This is a genomic window from Cryobacterium sp. 10C3 (assembly GCF_034314285.1).
Taxonomy (GTDB): domain Bacteria; phylum Actinomycetota; class Actinomycetes; order Actinomycetales; family Microbacteriaceae; genus Cryobacterium; species Cryobacterium glucosi.
In genome coordinates this window covers 2,604,920-2,628,152 of sequence record NZ_JAVIWF010000002.1, presented here as the reverse complement: position 1 = coordinate 2,628,152, position 23,233 = coordinate 2,604,920, and the positions used below count along the sequence as shown (strand labels likewise).

15 protein-coding genes and 3 pseudogenes are annotated in these 23,233 nt (G+C 68.5%); 14 read left to right on the top strand and 4 right to left on the bottom strand.

Going from position 1 to position 23,233, the window contains the following annotated elements:
* Positions 1-20 precede the first annotated feature (20 nt).
* A complete protein-coding gene (locus tag RGU41_RS13385; RefSeq protein ID WP_322136492.1) occupies positions 21-392 on the bottom strand; it encodes a TetR family transcriptional regulator C-terminal domain-containing protein in 372 nt (123 codons plus the stop codon).
* A gap of 101 nt (positions 393-493) precedes the next feature.
* A pseudogene (locus RGU41_RS20945) lies at positions 494-622 on the bottom strand (TetR family transcriptional regulator); the annotation flags it as partial.
* 124 nt (positions 623-746) lie between these two features.
* Here RGU41_RS20945 and RGU41_RS13380 point away from each other — a divergent pair.
* The 8 genes and pseudogenes from RGU41_RS13380 to RGU41_RS13345 all read left to right on the top strand — a co-directional run bounded on the left by RGU41_RS13380 (position 747) and on the right by RGU41_RS13345 (position 13,943).
* Entirely contained in the window at positions 747-2,267 is a 1,521-nt protein-coding gene (locus tag RGU41_RS13380) for an ABC transporter substrate-binding protein (RefSeq protein ID WP_322136491.1), read from the top strand.
* Between the two features lie 226 nt (positions 2,268-2,493).
* On the top strand, positions 2,494-3,993 hold the full coding sequence (locus RGU41_RS13375) for an ABC transporter substrate-binding protein (protein WP_322136490.1): 1,500 nt from the start codon (positions 2,494-2,496) through the stop codon (positions 3,991-3,993).
* Between the two features lie 78 nt (positions 3,994-4,071).
* Positions 4,072-5,010, top strand: coding sequence for an ABC transporter permease (locus RGU41_RS13370; protein WP_322136489.1), 939 nt, complete (start codon positions 4,072-4,074; stop codon positions 5,008-5,010).
* A complete protein-coding gene (locus RGU41_RS13365; protein WP_322136488.1) occupies positions 5,007-6,848 on the top strand; it encodes a dipeptide/oligopeptide/nickel ABC transporter permease/ATP-binding protein in 1,842 nt (613 codons plus the stop codon). The genes RGU41_RS13370 and RGU41_RS13365 overlap by 4 nt, the downstream gene beginning before the upstream one ends.
* Positions 6,845-7,708: an ATP-binding cassette domain-containing protein gene (locus RGU41_RS13360; protein WP_322136487.1), complete on the top strand. Its 864-nt coding sequence runs from the start codon at positions 6,845-6,847 to the stop codon at positions 7,706-7,708. The genes RGU41_RS13365 and RGU41_RS13360 overlap by 4 nt, the downstream gene beginning before the upstream one ends.
* Positions 7,705-9,873 (top strand): beta-galactosidase, encoded by a 2,169-nt coding sequence (locus tag RGU41_RS13355; protein WP_322136486.1) that lies wholly within the window; start codon positions 7,705-7,707, stop codon positions 9,871-9,873. The genes RGU41_RS13360 and RGU41_RS13355 overlap by 4 nt, the downstream gene beginning before the upstream one ends.
* A 61-nt stretch (positions 9,874-9,934) precedes the next feature.
* A pseudogene (locus RGU41_RS13350) lies at positions 9,935-12,408 on the top strand (glycoside hydrolase family 3 protein).
* Entirely contained in the window at positions 12,405-13,943 is a 1,539-nt protein-coding gene (locus tag RGU41_RS13345; protein WP_322136484.1) for a glycoside hydrolase family 43 protein, read from the top strand. Before RGU41_RS13350 ends, RGU41_RS13345 begins: the two are co-directional and overlap by 4 nt.
* Positions 13,944-14,153: 210 nt before the next feature.
* On the opposite strand, the pseudogene RGU41_RS13340 reads toward RGU41_RS13345, so the two are convergent.
* Together RGU41_RS13340 and RGU41_RS13335 are read right to left on the bottom strand one after the other, a co-directional pair.
* Positions 14,154-15,115, bottom strand: a pseudogene (locus RGU41_RS13340) (IS481 family transposase).
* Between the two features lie 104 nt (positions 15,116-15,219).
* Positions 15,220-18,144 carry an alpha-L-rhamnosidase gene (locus tag RGU41_RS13335; protein ID WP_322136483.1) on the bottom strand — a complete coding sequence of 975 codons (2,925 nt, stop codon included), beginning with the start codon at positions 18,142-18,144 and terminating at the stop codon, positions 15,220-15,222.
* 408 nt (positions 18,145-18,552) lie between these two features.
* Between RGU41_RS13335 and RGU41_RS13330 the strand changes: the two genes are divergently transcribed.
* From RGU41_RS13330 to RGU41_RS13305, 6 genes are all read left to right on the top strand, one after another.
* Complete coding sequence (locus RGU41_RS13330) at positions 18,553-18,783, top strand: hypothetical protein (protein WP_322136482.1); 231 nt, start codon at positions 18,553-18,555, stop codon at positions 18,781-18,783.
* Positions 18,780-19,718, top strand: a complete 939-nt coding sequence (locus RGU41_RS13325) for an ABC transporter ATP-binding protein (protein ID WP_322136481.1) — start codon at positions 18,780-18,782, stop codon at positions 19,716-19,718. The genes RGU41_RS13330 and RGU41_RS13325 overlap by 4 nt, the downstream gene beginning before the upstream one ends.
* Positions 19,715-20,251 (top strand): hypothetical protein, encoded by a 537-nt coding sequence (locus RGU41_RS13320; RefSeq protein WP_322136480.1) that lies wholly within the window; start codon positions 19,715-19,717, stop codon positions 20,249-20,251. The genes RGU41_RS13325 and RGU41_RS13320 overlap by 4 nt, the downstream gene beginning before the upstream one ends.
* On the top strand, positions 20,248-20,424 hold the full coding sequence (locus RGU41_RS13315; RefSeq protein ID WP_322136479.1) for a hypothetical protein: 177 nt from the start codon (positions 20,248-20,250) through the stop codon (positions 20,422-20,424). Before RGU41_RS13320 ends, RGU41_RS13315 begins: the two co-directional genes overlap by 4 nt.
* 132 nt (positions 20,425-20,556) lie before the next feature.
* The gene (locus tag RGU41_RS13310) at positions 20,557-21,771 is read left to right on the top strand and encodes a MalY/PatB family protein (protein WP_322136478.1); all 1,215 of its coding nucleotides are present in this window, start codon (positions 20,557-20,559) and stop codon (positions 21,769-21,771) included.
* Positions 21,768-23,141, top strand: coding sequence for an O-acetylhomoserine aminocarboxypropyltransferase/cysteine synthase family protein (locus RGU41_RS13305; protein WP_416172928.1), 1,374 nt, complete (start codon positions 21,768-21,770; stop codon positions 23,139-23,141). Before RGU41_RS13310 ends, RGU41_RS13305 begins: the two co-directional genes overlap by 4 nt.
* Positions 23,142-23,233: the final 92 nt, after the last annotated feature.

Genomic DNA, 23,233 nt, shown 5'->3' with positions numbered 1-23,233 from the left:
GGAAAGGGCCGGGGAGAGTTCTAGAAGTCGATCGTGAAGAGGGGGCGTAGGTAGCGCCGGAGCTCCTCAGCCATGTCGAGGGTGTCCGGGGCGAGCAGCCACTGCACCTGCAGGCCGTCGCTGAGCGCGATGAGCGACCGCGCGGCGCTCGCCGGCTCGACCGCCTCTGCCAGCTGGCCCGCGGCCTGTGCGTTGGAAAACGCCTCGATCATCAGCGCGACGACCCAGGTGTACCTGTCGAGGAAGTACTGGTGGGCGGGGTGTTCGGGGGCGGTCGCCTCGGCGGAGAGGACACAGTGCAGCTCGACCAGGCCGGGGGCAAAATTGGCGTTGTACTCCGCCACGCGGACGATCCCGCGAATCGTTTCGATCCCGGGCGTCTCGTCGAGCATGACGAGGGGGTCGCCCGCTCGTCGCGCAGTGCGAGCACGCCCGCGAGCAGTTCGTTCTTGTTCGAGAAGTGGTGCAGCAGGCCGGCCTGGCTCATTCCGACCCGCTCGGCGATCTCCCGCAGCGAACCGTTGCGAAAACCGTGGTTGGCGAACACCTCGATGCCGGCCTCGAGGATTTCCCGACGTCGGCCTGCCGTTTTGGCGTAGCTCCCACGCGACTTCCCCGTCATAGTCATGCGCTGACTCTAGCGCGGAAAATAACGATTTGACGAAAACCTAGTAGTTAATCGCTTTTCCTGTTAGCTTTTCAGCCACGCGACCCAAAGAGGGGTCACCCACTGAAAGGGAACACCGATGTTCCGATGGAAAAGCCTCACCGCGGCCGCAGTAGTTTTTGCTCTCGGCCTGACCGGTTGCTCGGCAACCAGCACCACGACCACCTCCGGCGCCCCGACCACACTCACCCTCGGCGTGATCGTTCCAGCTACCACCTTCTCGGCCGCGGATATCGCATTCGCCAATGAGGCCCCCTACGGCCAGGCGGTCTACGACACCCTCCTCAAGGCGGATCCCGCCGGCGAGGTCGGACCCGACCTGGCCACCAAGTGGGAGTACAACGACACCAAGACGGTGCTCACCCTGACCCTTCGCGACGACGTCACCTTCACCGACGGCACCAAGTTCAACGCGGATGCCGCGGCCCAGAACCTGATCCGCTTCCGTGACGGCGCCTCGCCGAACAAATCCTTCCTCGCGTCACTCGCCGACGCGAAAGCCGTCGACGACACCCATGTCGCCCTCACTCTCACCCAGGCCGACCCGGCCCTGCTGCACTACCTGACCCAGAACGCCGGTATGCAGGAGAGCCCCAAGGCCTTCGGCAACGCCGACCTCAAGACCAACCCGGTCGGCAGCGGCCCGTACATCCTCGACACCACCAAGACCGTCGTCGGTACGAACTACGAGTTCACCAAGAACCCGAAGTACTGGGACCCGAGCTCCGTGCACTACGACAACCTCTCCATCAAGGTGCTCGCCGATGTCACCGCGATGCTGAACGCCGTCAAGGGCGGCCAGCTCAACGGCGCCAAGCTCACCGTCAACACCAACAACGCCGAGGTCGAAGCGGCCGGCTACACGCTGAACCCGTTCGAGCTGGACTGGACCGGTCTCATCCTGCTCGACCGCGACGGTTCGATGAACCCGGCCTTCAAGGACGTCCGGGTCCGCCAGGCGCTCAACTACGCGATCGACACCAAGGCCATGCTGACCGCGGTCGGTGAAGGCCTCGGCACCCCGACCACGCAGATCTTCCCGAAGAGCTCCGTCGCCTACGACGCGTCCCTCGACTCCCGCTACGCCTTCGACCCGGCCAAGGCCAAGTCGCTCCTCGCCGACGCCGGCTACGCGGGCGGCCTCACGATCGACATGCCGAGCACCTCGCTCATCGGCCCGGCGATCTTCACCCTCGTCCAGCAGCAGCTCAAGGACGTCGGCATCACGGTGAACTACACCGACACCGGCACGAACTTCATCGCCGACCTCCTCGCCCCCAAGTACGCCGCGTCCTGGATGCAGCTGCAGCAGGACAACGACTGGGCGCTCGTGAACTTCGAGATCACCCCGACCGCGACCTTCAACCCGACCAAGTACCAGGACCCGAAGGTCGACGCGTTCGTCGCGACCATCCTGAACGGCAGCAAGGACGAGTCCGACGCCGCGCTCAAGGACCTGAACACCTACGTCGTCGAGCAGGCCTGGTTCGCCCCGTGGTACCGCGTGCAGTCCAACTACGCCACGGATGCGAAGACGACGGTCATCCCTCAGTTCGGCAACGCCTACCCGTACCTCTGGAACTTCACGCCCGTTTCCTAGCCGCGGCATGGTCCGGTCATAGACCGGGTCGGGGGCCGGCGCGCAGCCCAGCGCGCCGGCCCACGACCGGGTTTCAGCCCGGAAAAATAAAAAGCTAATAACTATTCGTAATTCATGATTGAAAACCTAGTGCTCGTTCGTTTTTGATGTTAGCTTTGCTGCACGGAGCCCACAGTGGGGCTGCACTTGTACGTGAAAGGGACCGAAGATGTTCCGATGGAAAAGCATGACCGCGGTAGCCGCCGTCGTGGCCCTGAGCCTGACCGGCTGTGCCGCAGGGTCGACCTCGTCCAGCTCCGCTGCGACGACTCTCACCCTGGGCGTCGTCGTCCCGGCCTCGACCTTCGCCGCAGCGGACATGAACTTCGCGACGCAGACCGCATACGGTCAGGCCGTCTACGACACCCTGCTCAAAGCGGATCCGAGCGGTGAGGTCGGCCCGGACCTGGCAACAAAATGGGCGTACAACGCCGACAACACGGTTCTGACCCTCACCTTGCGTGACGACGTCACCTTCACGGACGGCACCAAGTTCGACGCCGATGCCGCAGCCCAGAACATTGTCCGGTTCCGTGACGGCGCCTCGGCCAACGCGTCGTTCCTGAAGTCGGTATCCGCCGCGACCGCGACGGACCCCACCACGCTGACGATCACCCTCACCGAGGCCGACCCGGCGCTGCTGCACTACCTGACCCAGAACGCCGGCATGGTCGAGAGCCCCAAGGCCTTCACCAGCGCCGACCTGCAGACCAACCCGATCGGCAGCGGTCCCTACATCCTCGACACGGCCAAGACCGTCGTCGGCACGAGCTACGAGTTCACCAAGAACCCGACCTACTGGGACCCGACGAGCGTGCACTACGACAACCTGTCCCTCAAGGTCTACGCGGACGGCACGGCACTCCTCAACGCCGTCAAGGGCGGCCAGATCAACGGTGCCGCGGTCGCGGACAGCAGCACGATCCCTGAGTTCGAAGCGGCCGGCTACACGATGAACCCGTTCGAGCTCGACTGGACCGGCCTCATCCTCTTCGACCGTGACGGCACGCTGAACCCGGCGTTCAAGGACGTGCGGGTGCGCCAGGCCATCAACTACGCATTCGACAGCAAGTCCCTGCTGACCGCGGTCGGCGAGGGCCTCGGCACCCCGACGAGCCAGATCTTCCCGACCAGCTCGGTCGCCTACGACGAGAGCCTCGACTCCCGCTACTCCTACGACCCGGCCAAGGCCAAGGCGCTCCTCGCCGAAGCCGGCTACTCCGGCGGGCTCACGATCGACATGCCGACCACGAGCTTCGTGCCTGCGGCCACCTTCACCCTCATCCAGCAGCAGCTCAAGGACGTCGGCATCACCGTGAACTACACGGATGCCGGCAACAACTTCATCGCCGACATCCTGGCCCCGAAGTACGCCGCGACCTGGATGCAGCTGCAGGAAGACACCGACTGGGCGCTGATCAACTTCGAGCTCACCCCGAACTCGACCTTCAACCCGACGAAGTACGACGACCCCACGGCCGACGCGCTTATCGCCACCGTGCACACGGGTTCGAAGGCCGACGCCGATGCCGCAGCGAAGAAGCTCAACGCCTACATCGTCGAGCAGGCCTGGTTCGCCCCGTGGTACCGCGTGCAGTCCAACTTCGCGACGGATGCGAAAACGAAGGTGGTCACCCAGGTCGGCAACACCTACCCGTACCTCTGGAACTTCACCCCGGTGTCCTAACCGGGACACATCACCACCACCCGGGCCGCGCGGGCAGCCGCGCGGCCCGGTCTCCATCCACTGCAGTGAGGAACAACGATGTTCAGATTCATCCTCAGACGATTGCTCTCTGGCATCGTTCTGCTCTTCGTGATCTCCACGATCGCGTATTCCCTTCTCTACGTCGGCGGCGGTGACATTGCCCGCCGCATCCTCGGCCAGATGGCCACCGAGGGGGTGTCGCCCAGAAGACCGCGGCCCTCGGGCTCGACCGCCCCCTCGCCGTGCAATACGTCGACTGGCTCAGCCACGCGGTCCGCGGCGACCTGGGCACGTCCTGGTTCACCGGCCAGCTCGTCACGGTCGGCATCACGTCCCGGGTCGGCGTCACCCTCTCTCGTGATCGGCGCCATCCTCGTCACCGCGATCGTCGCCGTTGTGCTCGGCGTCTGGGCGGCGGTGCACGGCGGCTGGGCCGACAAGGTCGTCCAGGCCGTCTCCATCCTCGGCTTCGCGATTCCCGGCTTTCTCGTGGCCCTCGGCCTCGTCACTCTCTTCGCGCTCAACCTCAAGTGGTTCAAGCCCACCGGGTATGTGCCCCTGACCGAATCGCCGAGCGGATGGCTCGCAACGGTCACCCTGCCCATCATCGCCCTCGCGATCGGCAGCATCGCCGGCGTCGCCCAGCAGGTGCGGGGCTCGGTAACGGATGCCCTCCGCCAGGACTACGTGCGCACCCTGCGCAGCCGGGGCCTTTCCTTCAATCGGGTCGTCTACAAGCACGTGCTGCGGAATGCCGGCGGACCGGCGCTCGCCGTGCTCGCGGTGCAGTTCGTCGGACTGCTCGGCGGCGCCGTCATCGTGGAACAGATCTTCGCGATCCCGGGCCTCGGCCAGGTCGCGGTCACCGCGACCACCCAGGGCGACATCCCGATGGTGATGGGCCTAGTCGTCGCGACCGCCATCATCGTCGTCGTCGTCAACCTGCTCATCGACCTGCTCCAGGGCTGGCTGAACCCGAAGGTGCGTCTCTCATGATCGATCTCACTCCCACGGCCCTCGCGCCCGTCGCCCCCCGCAGCTCGCGCCGCTCCTTGTTCGTGCGCCTGCTCAGGAACCCGATCGGCCTCGTCTCGATCTTCTTCCTCGTCGTGGTCGCGCTGAGCGCGATCTTCGCGCCGATCATCGCCACCGCGGATCCCAACCTCGCGACCATCGCCAAGGTGCTCGCACCGGCCGAGCCGGGACATCCGCTCGGCTTCGACAGCGCCGGACGCGACGTCTTCTCGCGCCTCGTCTTCGCCGGCCGGTTCAGCCTCGCCGGTGCCCTGCTCGCCCTCGTCATCGCCCTGATCATCGGCGTGACCGGCGGTCTCATCGCCGGGTACTACGGCAAGTGGTTCGACGCGGTCTCCTCCTGGCTCACCGGCCTGTTGATGGCGCTGCCCGGCATCGTCGTGCTCCTCGCGGCGCGCGCCGTGCTCGGCCCGTCGATGTGGCTCTCGATGGCCATCTTCGGCGTGCTGCTCTCGCCGGCGTTCTTCCGGCTGGTCTACGCCTCGGTCACCGCGGTACGGAACGAGCTCTACGTCGACGCCGCCCGCGTCGCGGGGCTCGGTGACGCCCGCATCATCGGCCGGCACATCCTCACGGTCGTGCGGGCCCCCGTCATCATCCAGTCGGCCATGGTGCTCGGCATCGCGATCGCGATCCAGGCCGGACTCGACTTCCTCGGTCTCGGCGACCAGTCGATCCCGACCTGGGGCACCATGCTCAACGACGGCTTCGCCAAGATCTACAAGGCGCCGCTCCTGATCCTCTGGCCGAGCCTCGTGATCGCGATCGTCTGTGTCGCGCTCACCCTGCTCGCCAACGCGATGCGCGACGAACTCGAGCGCAGCGGCAAGGCCAAGCGCCGGAACGCGAAGAAGACCGTCGCGAGCGTCGACGTCTACAAGACGCCCGTGCTCTCGCACCCCGACGACGCGGCCATCGCCGGCCGCACCGGAGAGGTCCTGCTCGATGTGCGCGAGCTCGCCGTCGGCTATGACCAGCCGAACGGCTCTGTGAAGGTCGTCGTCTCCGACGTCTCGCTCACGGTCCGACGCGGCGAGGTCCACGGCCTGATCGGCGAGTCCGGGTCCGGCAAGACCCAGACCGCCTGGTCGATCCTCCGGCTCCTGCCCGACGGCGGCCGGATCACCGGTGGCGCCATCTTCTTCGAGGGCCGCGACCTCTCCACCGTCTCCGAGAAGGAGATGACGAAGATCCGCGGCAAGAAGATCGCCTACATCCCCCAGGAGCCGATGTCGAACCTGGACTCGTCATTCACGATCGGCAGCCAGCTCGTCGAACCGATGCGGGTCTGCATGGGCCTGTCGAAGAAGGCCGCCACAGCCCGCGCGCTCGACCTGCTCGCCAAGGTCGGCATCCCGAACCCGGAACGCACCTTCGCGGCGTACCCGCACGAGGTGTCCGGCGGCATGGCCCAGCGGGTGCTCATCGCCGGCGCCGTCTCCTGCGAACCCGACCTGCTCATCGCCGACGAGCCGACCACCGCGCTCGACGTCACCGTGCAGGCCGAGGTGCTCGAGCTGTTGCGCGACCTGCAGGCCGAACTCAACATGGGCGTCGTGCTCGTCACGCACAACTTCGGGGTCGTCGCCGACCTCTGCGACCGCGTCTCGGTGATGCGCGACGGCCGGGTGATCGAAACCGGCCCGGTGCGCGCCATCTTCAACCACGCCGAACACCCGTACACCCAGTCCCTGCTCGCGGCGATCCTCGAGGACGGCGAGGCCCGCGGCCCGCTGCTCGAGTTCGTCTCCGCTGCGGCCGCCGCCAGGACCGACGAAACCATTGGAGTGCAGTCATGACCGACCTTCTGCTCGACGTCAAGGATGTCGTCGTCGAATACCCGATCAAGGGCTTCCGCAAGCCGCCGTTCCGGGCTCTCAAGGGCGTGTCCCTGGACATCCGCCCCGGCGAGACCGTCGGCCTCGTCGGCGAGTCCGGCTCAGGCAAGACCACCCTCGGTCGCGCCGTGCTCGGCCTGGCCCCGGTCACCGGCGGCCAGATCCTCTACAAGGGGAAGGACATCGCCCACCTCGGCCGCCAGGGCCGCCGGGCGCTGTCGAGCGAGATCCAGGTCGTCTTCCAGGACCCGTACACCTCGCTGAATCCCTCGCTGACCATCGAGCAGATCCTCGTGGAACCGCTCACCGTGCGAAAGGTCAGCCGGGCGGATGCGTCCAAGCGCGTGCTCGACCTGCTCGACCAGGTCGGGCTGCCGAGCAATGCGGCCGACCGCCTGCCCCGGGAATTCTCCGGCGGCCAGCGGCAGCGCATCGCGATCGCGCGCGCCCTCGCCCTCGACCCGCGGCTGATCGTCTGCGACGAGCCCGTCTCCGCGCTCGACCTCTCCACGCAGGCGCGGGTGCTCGACCTCTTCCGTCAGATCCAGGAACGCACCGGCGTCGCCTACCTCTTCGTCTCGCACGACCTCGCCGTCGTGCGGCACCTCAGCCACCGCGTGGCCGTGATGCTGCACGGCGAGATCGTGGAGTGGGGCGACGGCGACCAGGTCACCAGTCGCCCGGAGCACCCGTACACCCAGCGGCTCTTCCTCGCCGCACCCGTGCCGGACCCCGACCGGCAGACGGAGCGCCGTGAGGACCGTGCGCGCCTGCTCGCCGAGCAGCGGGCCAAGGCCCTGCTCCCCGAGGCCGTCGCGTGACCGGGCCTTCGTCCGCCCCGCCGTTCGCCGGCATCCGCTTCGGAGCCGCCTACTACCACGAGTACCAGCCGAGCCCGCGGCTCGACACCGACCTCGACCTGATGCAGGCGGCCGGTTTCACGGTCATCCGCGTCGGCGAATCGGTCTGGTCGACCTGGGAACCCGAGGACGGCGTCTTCGACCTCGACTGGCTCGAGCCCGTGCTCGACGGCGCGCACAAGCGGGGCATCGGGGTCATCCTCGGCACCCCGACCTACGCGCTGCCGATGTGGCTGGCGCGGAAGCACCCCGAGATCGCCCTCGACACGGCGACGGGCACGGCGAAGGCCTGGGGGTCGCGCCAGGAGATGGACTTCACCCACCCGGCCTTCCGCTTCCATGCCGAGCGCATCATCCGCGCCATCGTGGGGCGCTACCGGGACCACCCCGCCCTGATCGGCTACCAGGTCGACAACGAGCCCGGCCTGCACCTGCTCTACAACCGCGGCGTCTTCCAGGGTTTCGTCGACCACCTGCGCGGGATCTACGGCGACGTCGAGACCCTCAACACGGAATGGGGCCTCACCTACTGGTCGCACCGGCTCTCGACCTGGGCCGACCTGTGGGTGCCGGACGGCAACTTCCAGCCCCAGTACGACCTCGCCTGGCGTCGGTACCAGGCCGGGCTCGTCACCGAGTTCATCGGCTGGGAGGCCGGCATCGTGCGTGAACTCGCGCACCCGGACCACTTCGTCACCACCTGCATCTCCTACGACCAGGTCGGCGTCGAAGACGTCGACCTGTCGGCGAACCTCGACGTGGCCTCCGGCAACGCGTACTACGAATCGCAGGACTCGCTCCTGCACCCCTCGGATGCGCCGCGTTCGACCGGCTGGATCGTTAGCGGGACCTGGGCGGTCTACAACCTCGCCGACCTGATGTTCTCCTCGAAGCAGGCACCGTTCCTGGTGACCGAGACCAATGCCGGGTCGATCGGCCACTCCCCGATGAACTTCTCGCCTTACGACGGCCAGTGGCGCCAGATCGCCTGGGCGCTCGTCGCCCGCGGGGCCGAGATGATCGAGTACTGGCACTGGCACACCCTGCACTACGGCACCGAGACGTACTGGGGCGGCGTACTCCCGCACAACCAGAAGCCGGGTCGCGCCTACCGCGAGTTGGCCAGGATCGGCGCCGAATTCGGTGCCGCCGGGTCCCTCGTCGCGCAGGCGACTCCGGACTGCGACGTCGCCATCCTCTACGACTCGGACAGCAAGTTCGCGCTGTCGTCGCAGGCGCCGTTCCAGGCTCCCGGCCAGTACTTCGACGTCGACTCGTACCGGAAGATCTTCGCGTCGTTCTATCGCGGCGCCTTCGACGCGGGGCTCCAGATTCGCATGGTGCGGCCGCAGCAGCTTTTCCCGACCCGGTTCACCGCCGGGGTCGACCCGCTCGAGGGCGGGGACCCGATCGACTTCGCGGCGACCTATCCCGTTTTGATCGTGCCGGCCTTCTTCACCGCAGCGGACGCGGAGCTCGACTGGCTCGCCGAGTACGCGGTAGCGGGCGGGCACCTCGTGCTCGGGCCGCGCTCGGCATACGCCGACCGGGAGGGCCGCGCCCGCACCGAGGTGCAGCCGGCCCGGCTCGACGGCGTCGCCGGGGCCTGGTACGAGGAGTTCGCCAACCTCACAGACCCGATTCCGGTTGGCCCGGCCACCGCTGCGGCAGCGGATGCCGCGACCGGCTTTGTGCTGCGTCCCGGCTCCGCCGCCACCGAGTGGGTGGACGGTCTCACGCCGACGGGAGCGGAGTCGCTCGCCCGCTACGAGCATCCGCATTTCGGGCGCTGGCCCGCCGTGACGAGCGCGGTCAGCGGCTCCGGCCGGGTGACTGTGGTCGGCACGGTGCCGAACCAGGAGCTCGCCCGGTCACTCGCCGAATGGCTGGTCCCCGCGCCCTCGGCCGGCTGGACCGGCCTGCCGGAGAGCGTCACCGTGACGAGTTCCACGGCGGCCGACGGTTCCCGGGTGTACTTCGTGCACAACTGGTCGTGGACCCCTCAGGAGGCCCCGGCGCCCGGCCGGCTCAGCGACGTGCTTGCGGGCACCGCCCACGATGCGGGGGACCTGATCACGCTCGGACCGTGGGACGTGCGCGTGTTCACCGATGGAGCGGCCGAATGACCGGCGTGCTCCCCATTTCCTTTGATCTTTCGACTCCAGAACAGAAAGCGACACCCCAGTCATGACGATTTCTCTGAACGAAGACACGGCCGTGGACGCCCGTCTCGTCGCCCTCCTCGACCAGCTCACGCTCGAGGAGAAGGTGCTCGTGCTCACCGGGCACGACTTCTGGGCGACCTGGCCGCTCCCGAAGATCGGCCTGCGCCGCATCCTCGTCTCCGACGGTCCGTCCGGCGTGCGCGGCGAGGTCTGGGACGAACGCAGCCCCTCGCTCAACCTGCCGTCCTCCACCGCGCTCGGCGCGTCGTGGGACCCGGCCATCGCCCGGCGCTACGGCAATGTCGCCGCCGTCGAGGCGCGCCGCAAGGGCGTCGACGTCGTGCTCGGCCCGACCATCAACCTGCACCGCTCGCCGCTCGGCGGCCGCCACTTCGAGTGCTTCAGCGAAGACCCGATCCTCACCGCGAAGCTCGCATCCGCCTATGTCACGGGCGTTCAGGAGAACGGCGTCGGGGCAACCCCGAAGCACTACATCGCCAACGACTTCGAGACGGACCGCTTCACCGCGAACGTCGTCGTCGCCGACCGCACCCTGCGCGAGCTCTATCTGCTCGCCTTCGAGGAGGCCATCGTCGACGCTGGTGCCTGGCTCGTGATGAGCTCGTACAACTCTGTCAATGGGCCCACCGTCACCGAGAACGAGCTGCTCGAGACCCCGCTGAACTCCGAGTGGGGCTTCGACGGCGTCGTGATCAGCGACTGGACCGCCGTGCGCTCGATCGAGAGCGCCCGGCACTCCCAGGACCTCGTGATGCCCGGCCCGGCAGGGCCCTGGGGCGACACCCTCGTCGCGGCGGTGCTCGCCGGTGAGGTCGACGAGGCCCAGGTCGACGGCAAGGTGCTGCGTCTCCTCGGGCTGGCCGCCCGGGTCGGCGCCCTGGACGGCTTCGAAGCCGCCGTGCCGCTCCCTGTCGTCGTGGAGGACGGCATCCGTTTCGCCCGGGAGGCCGCGATCGCGGGGGCCGTGCTCGTGCGCAACGACGGTGAGCTGCCCTGGGCCGCGGAGCGCCTGACGAAGGTCGCCGTGATCGGGCACAACGCGAAGTTCGCCCGTACCCAGGGCGGGGGCAGTGCGACCGTGCTCCCCGAGCACGTCGTCACCCCGCTCGACGGCCTGATCGCCGCGCTGCCGAACGCGGAAGTGACCTACTCGGTCGGCGCGGTCGTGCAGGAGGGCATCGCCGAATTCCCGCTCTCGACGATCGAGAACCCGGTCACCGGAGAGCCCGGCGCACGGGTGCGCTTCCTCGACGCGGCCGGCGTGGAGCTCTTCAGCGAGGACCGCCGTGCGAGCGCCCTCGTCTGGTTCGGCGGCGACGCCCCGATCGCGGCCTCGAGCGTGCTCGAGTTCACCACCCGGTATACGCCGGAGGAGAGCGGCGAGGTGCTGATCGGCTTCGCGAGCGTCGGCAACGGCCGCATCTTCATCGACGGCGAACTCCGCCACGAGGCGAGCGCCGAAGCCGTCGGCACCGATCTCGGCGCCGCGTTCCTGTCGCCGCCCTCGGTGACCGTCGACCTCGCGGTCGAGGCCGGCGTGCCGATCGACGTGAAGATCGAGTACGACGTCGTCCCCGACTTCCTCGGCGGAGCGCTCGCGATCACGGTCGGCATCGAGCCCGACCTGTCCCACCCCGAGGCGCTCATCGAGGAAGCCGCCGCCGCCGCTGCGGCCGCCGACGTCGTCGTGCTCGTGGTCGGCACCAACTCCAAGGTCGAGTCGGAGGGCTTCGACCGCACCTCGCTCGACCTCCCCGGACGCCAGGACGAGCTCGTCCGCGCCGTCGCCGCGGCCAACCCGCGCACCGTCGTCGTGGTCAACGCGGGCTCACCCGTGCTGATGCCGTGGCGAAACGACGTCTCCGCCGTGCTGCTCAGTTGGTTCGGCGGCCAGGAATACGGCGACGCCGTCGCCGCAATTCTGCTCGGCGAGTCCGAGCCGGGCGGGCGCCTGCCCTCCACCTGGCCGGTGACTCTCGAGGATGTCCCGGTGTTCGACGTGACCCCCGTCGACGGCGTCGTGCGCTACGACGAGGGCATCCACATCGGCTACCGCGCCTGGCTCAAGGCCGGCACCGAGCCGGCGTACGAGTTCGGCCACGGTCTCGGCTACACCGAGTGGACCCTCGACGACCTCAGTCTCGACCGGCTCTACGTCGCTCCGGAGGAGAACGGCGCCGACACCGTCGCAGTGACCGTCGGTCTCACCAACACCGGCGACCGGGCAGGCAAACAGGTCGTGCAGGTCTACGCCTCCCGTGCGGAATCGGCCATCGACCGGCCGGTGCGCTGGCTTGTGGGCTTCGCCGCCGTGCACGCCGAGGCGGGGAGAGTGTGGTGGCCAGCATCCTGGTGCCGGCCCGCGCCTTCGCGGACTGGCAGGACGGCTGGCACTTCGAACCGGGGGACTTCCGGCTCGAGGCCGGCACGAGCGTTTCGGCGCTCCCGCTCGGAGCGACGGTGACGGTTCGATGAGCGCCGTGACCCGCTACCCGAACCCGCTGATCGCGGGCTTCTACCCCGACCCGAGCATCGTCAAGGTCGGCGAGGACTACTACCTCGCCAACTCGACCTTCGAGTACCTGCCCGGAATCCCGGTCTTCCACAGCCGCGACCTCGTGACCTGGACCCAGGTCGGCAACGTCGTCGAACGGCCGGGGCAGCTCGCCTCCGCGCACATCCCGACCCTCGGCGGGGCCTGGGCCCCGACCATCCGCTTCCGCGACGGTCTGTTCTACGTCGTCGTGACGGATGCGATGGGTCGCGGCATGCTGATCTTCACCGCCACGGACCCGGCCGGGCCCTGGAGCGACGGCACCATCGTCGACGGCGTGCACGGCATCGACTCCGACCTGGCCTGGTCGGACGAGGGCGTCGCGCACATCACCTATTCGGGCCTGGACACCACGTCCGGGAACCCGCCAGGGGAGCACGGCGGCATCCTGCAGGTCACGGTCGACCTCGAGACCGGGGCGCGGCTCAGCGAACCGATCTCGCTCTGGTCGGGCACCGGCCTCAAATTCCCCGAGGCGCCCCACCTCTACCGGCACGGCGGCTACTGGTACCTGATGATCGCCGAGGGCGGCACCGAACGCGGCCACGGCATCAGCATCGCCCGCGGCACCTCACCGTCCGGCCCCTTCACCGGGGGACCGGGCAACCCGATCCTGTCGGCGCGCAGCACGTCCCGGCCGATCCAGAACACTGGCCACGGCGACCTCGTCGAGACGCCGGACGGCGGCTGGGCCATCGTCATGCTTGGCATGCGCCCGACGGGCATGACCCAGGCGTTCGCGGCCATGGGTCGTGAGACCTTCATCACGGAGGCCCGCTGGGAGGATGACTGGCTCGTCGCCGAGCCGGTCATTCTCGCCCCGCGGCCCGGCGAGTTCGTCTACGAGACCGACTTCTCCGAGACCGTCGTGTCGCCCGAATGGATCTCGATCCGCCGCTACCCGTCCGAGATCGCGTCGCTGACGGAACGGCCGGGCTCGCTCGTGCTACACGGCGAGGGTGCGACCCTCGACGACGAGCAGCCGGTCTTGCTCGGCTACCGGCAGCAGCATCCGCTCGCCACGGCGTCGGTACTGATCGACCCGGGGCAGGGCCTCGGCGGGATCAGCGTGCGCTACGACGAGGTGCACCACTACGAGATCGAGGTCGGCAACGGCGTCGTCACCGCTCGGGCCTGCGTCGCCGGGATCCGGCAGGAGTGGACCCGTGAGCTCGCGCCGGGCTCGGACGGGCCGGTCACCCTCGGCCTCGACTTCGTCGCCCCCGGTGCGATGGGGCCGGACGGGATGCGGTCGGGCATGCTCGCCGGCCTCACGAGCGACCTCGTCGTGCTGAGCGTCGGCACCGGCGCCGACCGGATCGAGCTGGCCCGCGTCGACGGGCGGTACCTCTCCCAGGAGACCGCCGCCTCGTTCACCGGCCGCGTGATCGGCCTCCACGCCGTCACCGGAACGGTCGCGTTCGACTCGTTCCGCTACGCCGGCCACGACGAGTAAACGACTGTTCCGAGGGGGCGCGACCTGGCCGTGGTGGCCGGGTCGCGCCCCTTTCCGTGCGCGAGTCGCGCACGCGCTGGTTTCGGCTGGCCGCGCTCGCCGTTTCGGGTGCGGGCTGCGCATTCGGGCGCGGGAGCGGATGCTCGCGCGCACCGACCGGCGCACGCGCGACCCCGCTCGGGGCGCGCGAGCGGCTCTAGGTGTACTGAGTCATGACGTTGGTGACACTCGGCTGATGGGGGTTGTTCCGATGCCGGTGTGGATGCGTTCAGTGTTGTAGTAGTTGAGCCAGGGTGCAAGAGCTGCTGTGCGGTCTTCGTTGCTGGTGAAGACTTGGCTGTAGGCCCATTCGGTTGCGAGGGTGCGGTTGAGGCGTTCGACTTTGCCGTTGGTCCAGGGGCAGTGCGGTTTGATGAAGCGTTGCTCAGCGCCGAGGTCGGCGACGGCCTTCTGGAACGCTGCGGAATTCCGGTAGGCGAAGGCGTTGTCGGAGAGGACTCGTTCGATGTTGGGGATGCCGTTCACGGCGAAGAACGCGGCCGCCCGGGTGAGGACGCCGGCGGCGGTGACGCCTTTTTCGTCGGGGTGGATCTCGATGTAGGCGAGGCGGGTGTGGTCGTCGATCACGGCGTGGACGTAGTCGAATCCGATGCCGCGGCCACGCACCTGCTCGCTGCGGCCGTGGGCTCTCCAGCCGCCGCCGTCGGGGATCCGGCCCAGTTTCTTCACGTCGATGTGGACGAGCTCGCCGGGACGTTCGCGCTCGTAGCGGTTGGCCGTGGCCCGGGTCGCGCGGATCGGTTCCCCGGTGAGGGGATCGCACCACGCCAGTGGGGGACGTGGTGTCGGGCCAGTATCCGGGACACGGTCCGGGCCGGCACGCCGGTAGCGGCGGCGATGCGTAGTGGCCCGGACTTGAGAGTGCGGCGTGATTTCAGGACGAGTGCTTCCCGCTCCGGGCTCGTCTTTCGGGGTGAGGACCGCGGCTGGGAGGAGCGTTCGTGGAGGCCGGCAGGACCCTGGGCCCGGTAGCGGGCCAGCCAGCGGTGGGCACATTGACGTGAGATGCCGAGCTCTTTCGCGACGTGAGCGACAGGCCGGTTATCCACAGTTACCCGCTCGATAAGGAGAACTTTTCCATGAACAGTCAAACGCGCGTTAATGTGACCCATGAGGACCTCCGTGACTTGTGAAGATTTCAGATACCTCCACTAAGCCCGGAGGTCCTCCTTCTTCACAAGCCCGAAAGTGTCACCAACGTCATGGCCGGGTACATCTAGGGGCGGGCGTTCAGGGTCGCGAGGAGCCCCTCGACGCGCGCGAAGCCGGCCGGCGGCATCATGATGAGTGAGCTCCTGAGCGGGGAGTCGCTCTTCCAGCGCCCGCCGCTCGTCCAGCCGAGCCCGATGACGTACCCGATCTCCGTGAAGAGCGCCTGGAGGGCCGCACGGGCTTCGGCGTCGTTCACGATCTCCGAGAGGGAGGTTTCGAGGGTCAGCGGCCGGGCCGGGACGGCGACGAGCGCGGAGACATCCGTCACCCACGCGTGCCTGCCGGAGCCGATCTCGATGGTCTCGGCCGCCCCGGGCAGCAGCACGCGGGCCGTGGTGTTCGGCGGAATCGTGACGCAGAGCGAGAACGTGCCGCCGTCGAGGGTCCAGTTGACGCGCACCGGACCGTAGCCGGTATCGAGCCGCGCGAAGCAACGGGTGAGTCCTCCGCCGAGGACCGGCGCAATCTGTACCACCCGGTAGCCGGGCTCTGCGGGCGCGATGCCGCCGATGGTGCGGTGCATCCAGTCGGCGACCGCACCGAGCGCATAGTGGTTGAACGAGGTCATCTCGCCCGGGTTGATGCTGCCGTCGGGCAGCATGCTGTCCCAGCGCTCCCAGATCGTGGTCGCGCCCATCGAGATCGGGTAGAGCCAGGACGGGCAGCCCTCCTCGAGCAGCAGCCGGTATGCGACCTCGGACTGCCCGGCCCGGCACAGCGCATCGCAGATTAGCGGCGTGCCGACGAAGCCGGTGCCGATCCGGTAGCCGTGCGAGCGTACGAGCTCGGCGAGCCGGGCGCCGGCGAGTCGAACGGCCGCGGGCTCGGTGACGAGGTCGAAGGCGATCGCGAGCGCGTATGCGGTGTGCGCATCCGACATCATCCGCCCGGCCGGCGTCACATACTCGGCGAGGAATGCCGTGCGGATGTCCGTGCCGAGCCGCGCATACCGGGCGGCGTCTTCGGTGTGGCCGAGTTCGACGGCGGCAGCCGCGAGCCGAACCGTGGACCGGAAGAAGTACGCCGTGGCCACGATATCCGGGTCGGTTTTCGCCGCGGCCGGGTTCTCCGGCGGGGCGCTCGGGTCGAGCCAGTCGCCGAACTGGAACCCGCCGGTCCAGAGGTGGTTCGCCCCGGCGAGCCGGTCGACCGTGTCGACCCAGGCCCGCATGCTCGGGTACTGCGCGGCGAGGTCCCGGGCACTACCGAAGCGCTCGAACAGCGCGTCCGGCACGAGGGTCGCGGCGTCGCCCCACGCGGCGGCGGGCATCGGCGGCATCGGAAGCGGGTTCGGCACCACGAACGGCACCACCCCGCCCGCCCGCTCCTGTTCGGCGGCGACGTCGCGCAGCCACGAGCCGAGGAAGCCGGACACGTCGTAGAGATAACTCGCGGTCGGCGCGAAGACCTGGATGTCCCCGGTCCAACCGAGGCGCTCGTCGCGCTGCGGGCAGTCGGTGGGCAGGCTCAGGAAATTCCCGCGCATGCCCCAGACCACGTTCTCGTGCAGTTGGTTGAGTTGGGGGTTGCTCGTCTCGAGGTGGCCGGTGCGTTCGAGATCGTTGTGCACGACGACGGCATGGATATCCTCGAGCTTCGGCACCGAGGTGCCGGGCCAGTTCGTGATCTCCGCATAGCGAAAACCGTGGAAGGTGAAGCGCGGGCTCCAGGTGCGCGGGCCGCCGCCGTTGCCAGTGAAGCGGTCCTTCGCCCGGGCGAAGCGCAGGGGCCGCACGCCGAGTTCGCCGTGCTCGAGCACCTCGGCGTGGCGCAGGGTGATCGTGTGCCCCGCCGGCGCGTCGACCGTGATCGACAGCCAGCCGACGAGGTTCTGCCCGAAGTCGACGAGGGTCGCTCCGGACCGGCTCGTGAAGATGCGCCCGGCGGCCCGGGTCTCGATCCGGCGCACCGGGGGAGCGAAGGAGGGGAAGACGCGCGCGGGGTCCGCCGCGTCCTCCGGCAGCACGATGACGGCGAGCGGATGCGGGAACGACGTCCCCGGAACCGCGAGCGCGTCGTCCTCCGCCCGGGCGTCGTAGTTCTCGCCCCGGTAGATCCCTGCGCTCGTGACCGGTCCGTCCGTCGTCGCGGTCCATGACGTATCCGTCGCCACGGTGTCGATGCGCCCGTCGGCATATTCCAGCCGGAGCTGGAGGGCGAGCGCCTTCGGTCCGGGATAGCTCTGCGCGAAGTTGCCGTCGAAGCCGAAACGTTCGCCGTACCAGCCGTCTGCGACGGTCGCTCCGACCACATTGGGGCCGCCCGCGTGCACGAGATCGGTGACGTCGAAGGTCTGGCAGGCCAGCCGGTCCGCGCAGCTCGTCCATCCGGGCGTGAGGACCTCGTCGCCGACGATGCGCCCGTTCAGCACGGCCTCGTAGACGCCGTGCGCCGTCGCGGAGAGGGTCGCGCGGATGAGGCCGTCCCGGCTCTCGAAGTCGGTGCGGAACCGCACGGTGCCGCGGTCGGCGGAATCGAGGTCTGCTGCAGTAGCGGGGCCAGTGGATTCGGCAGCGTCGGAGGCGTGGCCGGCTGCTGTGGCTGCGCCGCCAGCGGGCCCCGCCGCGATGAAGGAGCCGACCCAGTCGGCGGCACCCAGGGGACCCGTCTCGACCGAGAGCCACGGGGAGAAGTCGCTCGTCAGGCCATCCGCGCCCGTGACACGCACCCGCACCTCGCCGCTCGAATACGCGGGCAGCGGGTCTGCCGGCCACGCCCGGTGCCGCGACTCCCCGGAGGCCACCCGGGCACTCAGCACGCGGGAGCCGACCCGGGTTTCGAGTTCGTAGGACTCCTGCAGCCAGCCAGGGGCATCCGTCTCGACCTGCCAGGAGAGCGCCGGGCTGCCCGTGGCGAGGAACCGCGGCCGGCCACGCCCCTCAGCGCGCAGGGAAGAGATCGAGGGTACGGTCCGCAAGTTGTCTGGCATGGTCTCTCCGTTGAGAAGGGCGAGCTGAGTCGAGCATTGGTAAAACCTTATATGTGTTCGGTATTTGGGGCCAGCCGGTGCGCTCGTCCGAGTGCCGGGCGGGAATGGCCCCTGAAGACGGGGCCGGCGGAGGGCCGGAGAGGCTTGACAGAACCCGCCGAGGTCCATAGGTTCATTAGTGTAGTAATGGACCAAAGGGGTACAGGTGTTTTCCGAAGGCAGTCCGATCTTCCAGCAACTCGCTGCGCAGATCGCCAACGACATCGTGGCCGGCACGTACCCGGAGGGCACGGCCGTTCCGTCGGCGAGTGAATACGCGATTTTCTACCAGATGAATCCGGCGACGGCGGGCAAGGCCGTGAACGTGCTCGTCGAGCAGGGTGTGTTGTTCAAGAAGCGGGGGTCGGCATGTTCGTGTCCGAAGGTGCCCGCGAGCTGCTCAGCGCCCAGCGGCACGCGGCGTTCCGCGCGCTGTTCGTCGAGCCCCTCGTCCGCGAGGCGCACGTGCTCGGCATCGAGACCGAGGAGCTCGCCCGGATGATCGCTGCCGAGACCGAATCCCAGACCCAGAACCAGGATCCGTCCCAGTCCCAGACCCCCCATCGAAACCCGACGATCGAGAAAGAAGCTCTCTCATGACCGCAGCCATCGACATCCGCGCCGTGACCCGCACCTACGGCCACGCCACGGCTCTCGACGACGTCAGTTTCCGAGTGCCGGAAGGCTCGATATGCGGGCTCTTCGGTAGCAACGGCGCAGGGAAGACCACCGTGATGTCGATCATCGCCGGCCACGACCGGCCGTCTTCCGGTGAGGCCCTTGTGCTCGGCGACACTCCGTTCGAGCACGAGCCCACCGTCTCGCGGATCAGCTTCATCCGCGACAACCAGCGCTACCCCGACAACTACCAGCTCAAGCACGTGCTGCGGATCGCCCCCGAATTCGCACCCGACTGGAGCGCCGAGGTCGCCGCTGAGCTCGTCGAGGGCTTCCGGATCCCGGCGAAGACGCCGATCAAGAAGTTCTCCCGTGGCCAGCTGTCTGCCGTCGCGATCGTGCTCGGCCTCGCCTCCCGGGCCCCCGTCACCCTCTTCGACGAGCCGTACCTCGGTCTGGATGTCGGAGCGCGCACCCTCTTCTACGACGTGCTCCTGCGGGACTACGGCCGGCATCCGCGCACGATCCTGCTCTCGACGCACCTCATCGACGAGTCGGAGTCGCTCTTCGACCGGGTCGTCATTCTCAACGCGGGTCGGGTGGCCGTCGATTGCGACCGTGACGAGGCCCGCGAACTCGCGGTCGTGATCAGCGGCGCAGCGGATGCCGTCGGCCGGCTGTGCATCGGCCGCACGGTCCTGCAGACGCGCGCCATCGGCACTCTCAGTTCGGTGACCGTTACCGGCGACGCCGACGAGGCCCTCCTCGCCGACGCCCGGCGAGCGGGAGTGCAGGTCGCGCCGGTCTCGCTGCAGCAGCTCGTCGCGGCATACGGCGCGCCCGCCGGAAACGCGGAGGAGCAGACCGCCCCCCAGCCCACCCGCACCACCCAGCAGAAGGAAGCGGCAGCAGCATGAACGCCATCACATCGGTCGTCAAACTGCACCTGAACCGGCGCGTGGTCGCCCTCCTGGTGCCGCTCTTCATCGTCGCGGTCGTCGTGGTGATTTCGATCCTGATCTCGCTGCTCTTCTTGCGGGGTGGCAGCCAGCCCGGCTCCGCAGTGTGGATCAACGCCTCGCGGAGCAACACCGGCATGCTGTTCTCGCTCGCCGGGTTTCTGGTCAGCATGGGCGTCGCCTCTGCCGCGACCACGTTCCCGTTCGCACTGGCGCTCGGGGCCACCCGGCGGGCGTTCACCCTGGGGACCCTGGCGTGGAACATCCTGCAGGCCGTCTATCTCACCGTGGTGTTCGCCGTGCTGACGCTTCTCGAACTCGCCACCGGGCACTGGTTCTTCGGCTTCTACATCTTCGACATCAACATCCTCGGGGCCGGCGACCTCACGAAACTGATCCCGATCGTCTTCCTCTCGGTGCTCGCCCTGCTGAGCGTCGGAGGGCCTTCGGCGCATCCTGGGTGCGGTTCGGGGCGCGCGGCCCGCAGGTGATCGCGGCCGTCGCTGCCATCCTGATCATCGTCGGCCTGATCGTCGTGATCCCGTCGGCATCCGTGCTGATCGCGAACTTCGCGCTCTGGTGGCTCGCCGTCGCCGGCGTCGTGCTGGTCGTGATCGCGATGGCGGGCATCTGGTTGCCGCTCCGCACCGCGACCGTGCGTTAGTTCGCCGTGATCTCGCACTGAGTCGTTATGTGTCGCACCGAGACTCCCCGCATTGCACGCAGTTGATAGCGTGCAGGTCAAGCACTACTTGGCAGGCAGGGGCACCTCCGGCCATCCACCGGAGAGATTCTGATGACGACTTCCCGCTTTGACGACATCACCCGCGAGCAACTGAGCCGCCCCGACAGCCGGAAGTGGAGCCTGCACGCCGGCACCATCGGCGCCTGGGTCGCAGAGATGGACTTCGGAACGGCCCCCGTGGTCACCGAGGCGCTGCACCGCGCGATCGATGACGGCGACCTCGGCTACCTGGCTCCCGCGACCACGCGGCGGATGGCCGAGGCCGCCTCGGAGTGGCTCCGCACCGATTGCGGCTGGGCGATCGCCCCGGAGAACATCCACCCGGTCTCCGACGTGATGGCCGCCCTCGAGGTCGCGATCACCAAGTACTCCCCGGCCGGGAGCGGCGTCATCATCCCGACGCCCGCCTACATGCCGTTCCTCTCCTTCATTCCGACACTCGGCCGAGAGGTCTTCGAGGTGCCCGGCATCGACTCGGACGGGCGCTGGACGCACGACCTCGCCGGGATCGAGGCAGCCTTCCACGCCGGCGCGCGTACCCTCATCCTCTGCAATCCGCACAACCCGACCGGGACGGCGATCTCCCGCGAGGAACTCGAGGCCATCGCGCAGATCGTCGACCGGCACAACGGCCGGGTCTTCGCCGACGAGATCCATTCGCCCCTCCGGTACGGGGCGACGCGGCACGTGGCGTACGCCTCCCTCTCGACCGTGACCGGGCGGCACACGATCACCGCGACCTCAGCGTCGAAGGCCTGGAACATCCCTGGGCTCAAGGCCGCGCAGCTCATCACGTCCAACGTCGCCGACGAGGAGCTCTACCAGATCTTCGGTTTCGCGGTGCTGCACGGGGCGTCGACGCCCGGGGTCATCGCGGCCACTGCGGCCTACCGGCACGGTCGGGAGTGGCTCACCGAGGTCACCGGCTACCTCGACGGCAACCGACGCGAGCTCGGGCGGCTCCTGGCGGAGCACCTGCCCGAGGTCGGCTATCGCATCCCCGAGGCGACGTACATCGCCTGGCTCGACTGTCGGCGGCTCGGTATCGAGGGGTCGCTCGCCGACTTCTTCCGCACAGAGGCGGGTGTTGCGGTGACCGACGGAGCGCAGTGCGGGAAGGGATATGACGGGTACGTCCGGCTGATCTTCGCCATGCCCCGGCCGATCCTCGAGCAGGCCGTGTTGCAGATGCGGGATGCCGTCCTGCGGCATACCGCGCAGCGCCAGAACGTGCACAGCAACAACGTACGGACAGGAACACCGTGACCCACCAGGCCGACATCGAACCCACCCTCGAGGACACCGCGCCAGGGAACACCGCCACGGGGCACACCGTCGCCGCGCCGGAGTACGACTGGGACGGCTACGCCTTCGACACCCGCCAGGTGCACGCCGGCGAGACCGAAGACCGCTCCAACGGCGCCAGGATCCAGCCGATCGCGATGACGGCCGGCTACCGGTTCGACTCCTACGACGACGCCGCCGGGCGTTTCTCCGGCGAAGGCGACGGCCTGATCTACTCCCGGCAGCGCAACCCCTCCGGCACCGTCGCCGAGAAACGGATCGCCTCCCTCGAGGGCGGCACCGAGGCCATCGTCGTCTCCTCCGGCCAGGCCGCGATCACCGCCGCGCTGCTCGCGCTCGCCGGCTCCGGCGAACGGATCGTCTCGACCGCGAGCATCTACAGCGGCACCCGGGTGCTGTTCGGCCGCAGTTTCAAACGCTTCGGCGTCAGCGTCGACTACGTCTGGAACGAAGCCGACGACGATGAGTGGGACCGCCAGATCACCCCGGACACCAAGGCGATCTTCACCGAGACCATCCCGAACCCCAAGAACGACATCGTCGACATCGCCCGGGTCGCGCGGGTCGCCCGCCGGCACGGGATCCCGCTCGTCGTCGACAACACGATCGCTTCGCCCTTCCTGATCCGGCCATTCGAGCACGGCGCCGACATCGTCGTGCACTCCTCGACGAAGTTCCTGAGCGGCCACGGCGCCGCCCTGTCCGGCACCATCGTCGACGGCGGCCGCTTCGACTGGGCCGCCTCCACGCGCTCCTACCCACTGCTCACCGACCCGGTGCGCCCGGGCCGGCCTTCGATCCTCGACCAGTACGGCCCCACCGCGTATGCACGGATGACCCGCGAGGCCGTCGTGAACGACATCGGTCCCGCACTCTCCCCGTTCAACTCCTTCCTGCTGCACCAGGGCATCGAGACCCTGTCCCTCCGCATGGAACGACACCTCTCGAATTCGCTCGCGATCGCGGAATGGCTCGAGGGACATCCGCGCGTCGACAGCGTCGACTACGCCGGCCTGCCCGGGAGCCCGTACTACGAGCTCGCCGATCGGCTCTACGGCGGCCGCAGCGGCTCGGTGTTCTCGGTCACGGTCCGCGGCGGCACCGCCGGAGCCCGCCGGTTCCTCGACGGGCTCCGGGTGATCAGCCGGATGACCAACATCGGCGACGTGCGCTCGATGGCGCTGCACCCCGCGACGACGACCCACTCCTCGTTCACCCCCGAGCTCCGCGAGCGCCTCGGCATCGCGCCCGGCCTGATCCGGCTGTCGATCGGCATCGAGGACCCGACCGACCTGATCGCCGACCTCGACCGGGCCCTCTCTGCGCTCTAGGTGTACCCGGCCATGACGTTGGTGACACTTTCGGGCTTGTGAAGAAGGAGGACCTCCGGGCTTAGTGGAGGTATCTGAAATCTTCACAAGTC

Coding starts and splice junctions, on each gene's coding strand:
- RGU41_RS13385 (WP_322136492.1), bottom strand. CDS start 392: ATGCTCGACGAGACGCCCGGGATCGAAACGATTCGCGGGATCGTCCGC.
- RGU41_RS13380 (WP_322136491.1), top strand. CDS start 747: ATGTTCCGATGGAAAAGCCTCACCGCGGCCGCAGTAGTTTTTGCTCTC.
- RGU41_RS13335 (WP_322136483.1), bottom strand. CDS start 18,144: ATGCCAGACAACTTGCGGACCGTACCCTCGATCTCTTCCCTGCGCGCT.
- RGU41_RS13365 (WP_322136488.1), top strand. CDS start 5,007: ATGATCGATCTCACTCCCACGGCCCTCGCGCCCGTCGCCCCCCGCAGC.
- RGU41_RS13375 (WP_322136490.1), top strand. CDS start 2,494: ATGACCGCGGTAGCCGCCGTCGTGGCCCTGAGCCTGACCGGCTGTGCC.
- RGU41_RS13320 (WP_322136480.1), top strand. CDS start 19,715: ATGAACGCCATCACATCGGTCGTCAAACTGCACCTGAACCGGCGCGTG.
- RGU41_RS13325 (WP_322136481.1), top strand. CDS start 18,780: ATGACCGCAGCCATCGACATCCGCGCCGTGACCCGCACCTACGGCCAC.
- RGU41_RS13330 (WP_322136482.1), top strand. CDS start 18,553: ATGTTCGTGTCCGAAGGTGCCCGCGAGCTGCTCAGCGCCCAGCGGCAC.
- RGU41_RS13370 (WP_322136489.1), top strand. CDS start 4,072: ATGTTCAGATTCATCCTCAGACGATTGCTCTCTGGCATCGTTCTGCTC.
- RGU41_RS13345 (WP_322136484.1), top strand. CDS start 12,405: ATGAGCGCCGTGACCCGCTACCCGAACCCGCTGATCGCGGGCTTCTAC.
- RGU41_RS13360 (WP_322136487.1), top strand. CDS start 6,845: ATGACCGACCTTCTGCTCGACGTCAAGGATGTCGTCGTCGAATACCCG.
- RGU41_RS13310 (WP_322136478.1), top strand. CDS start 20,557: ATGACGACTTCCCGCTTTGACGACATCACCCGCGAGCAACTGAGCCGC.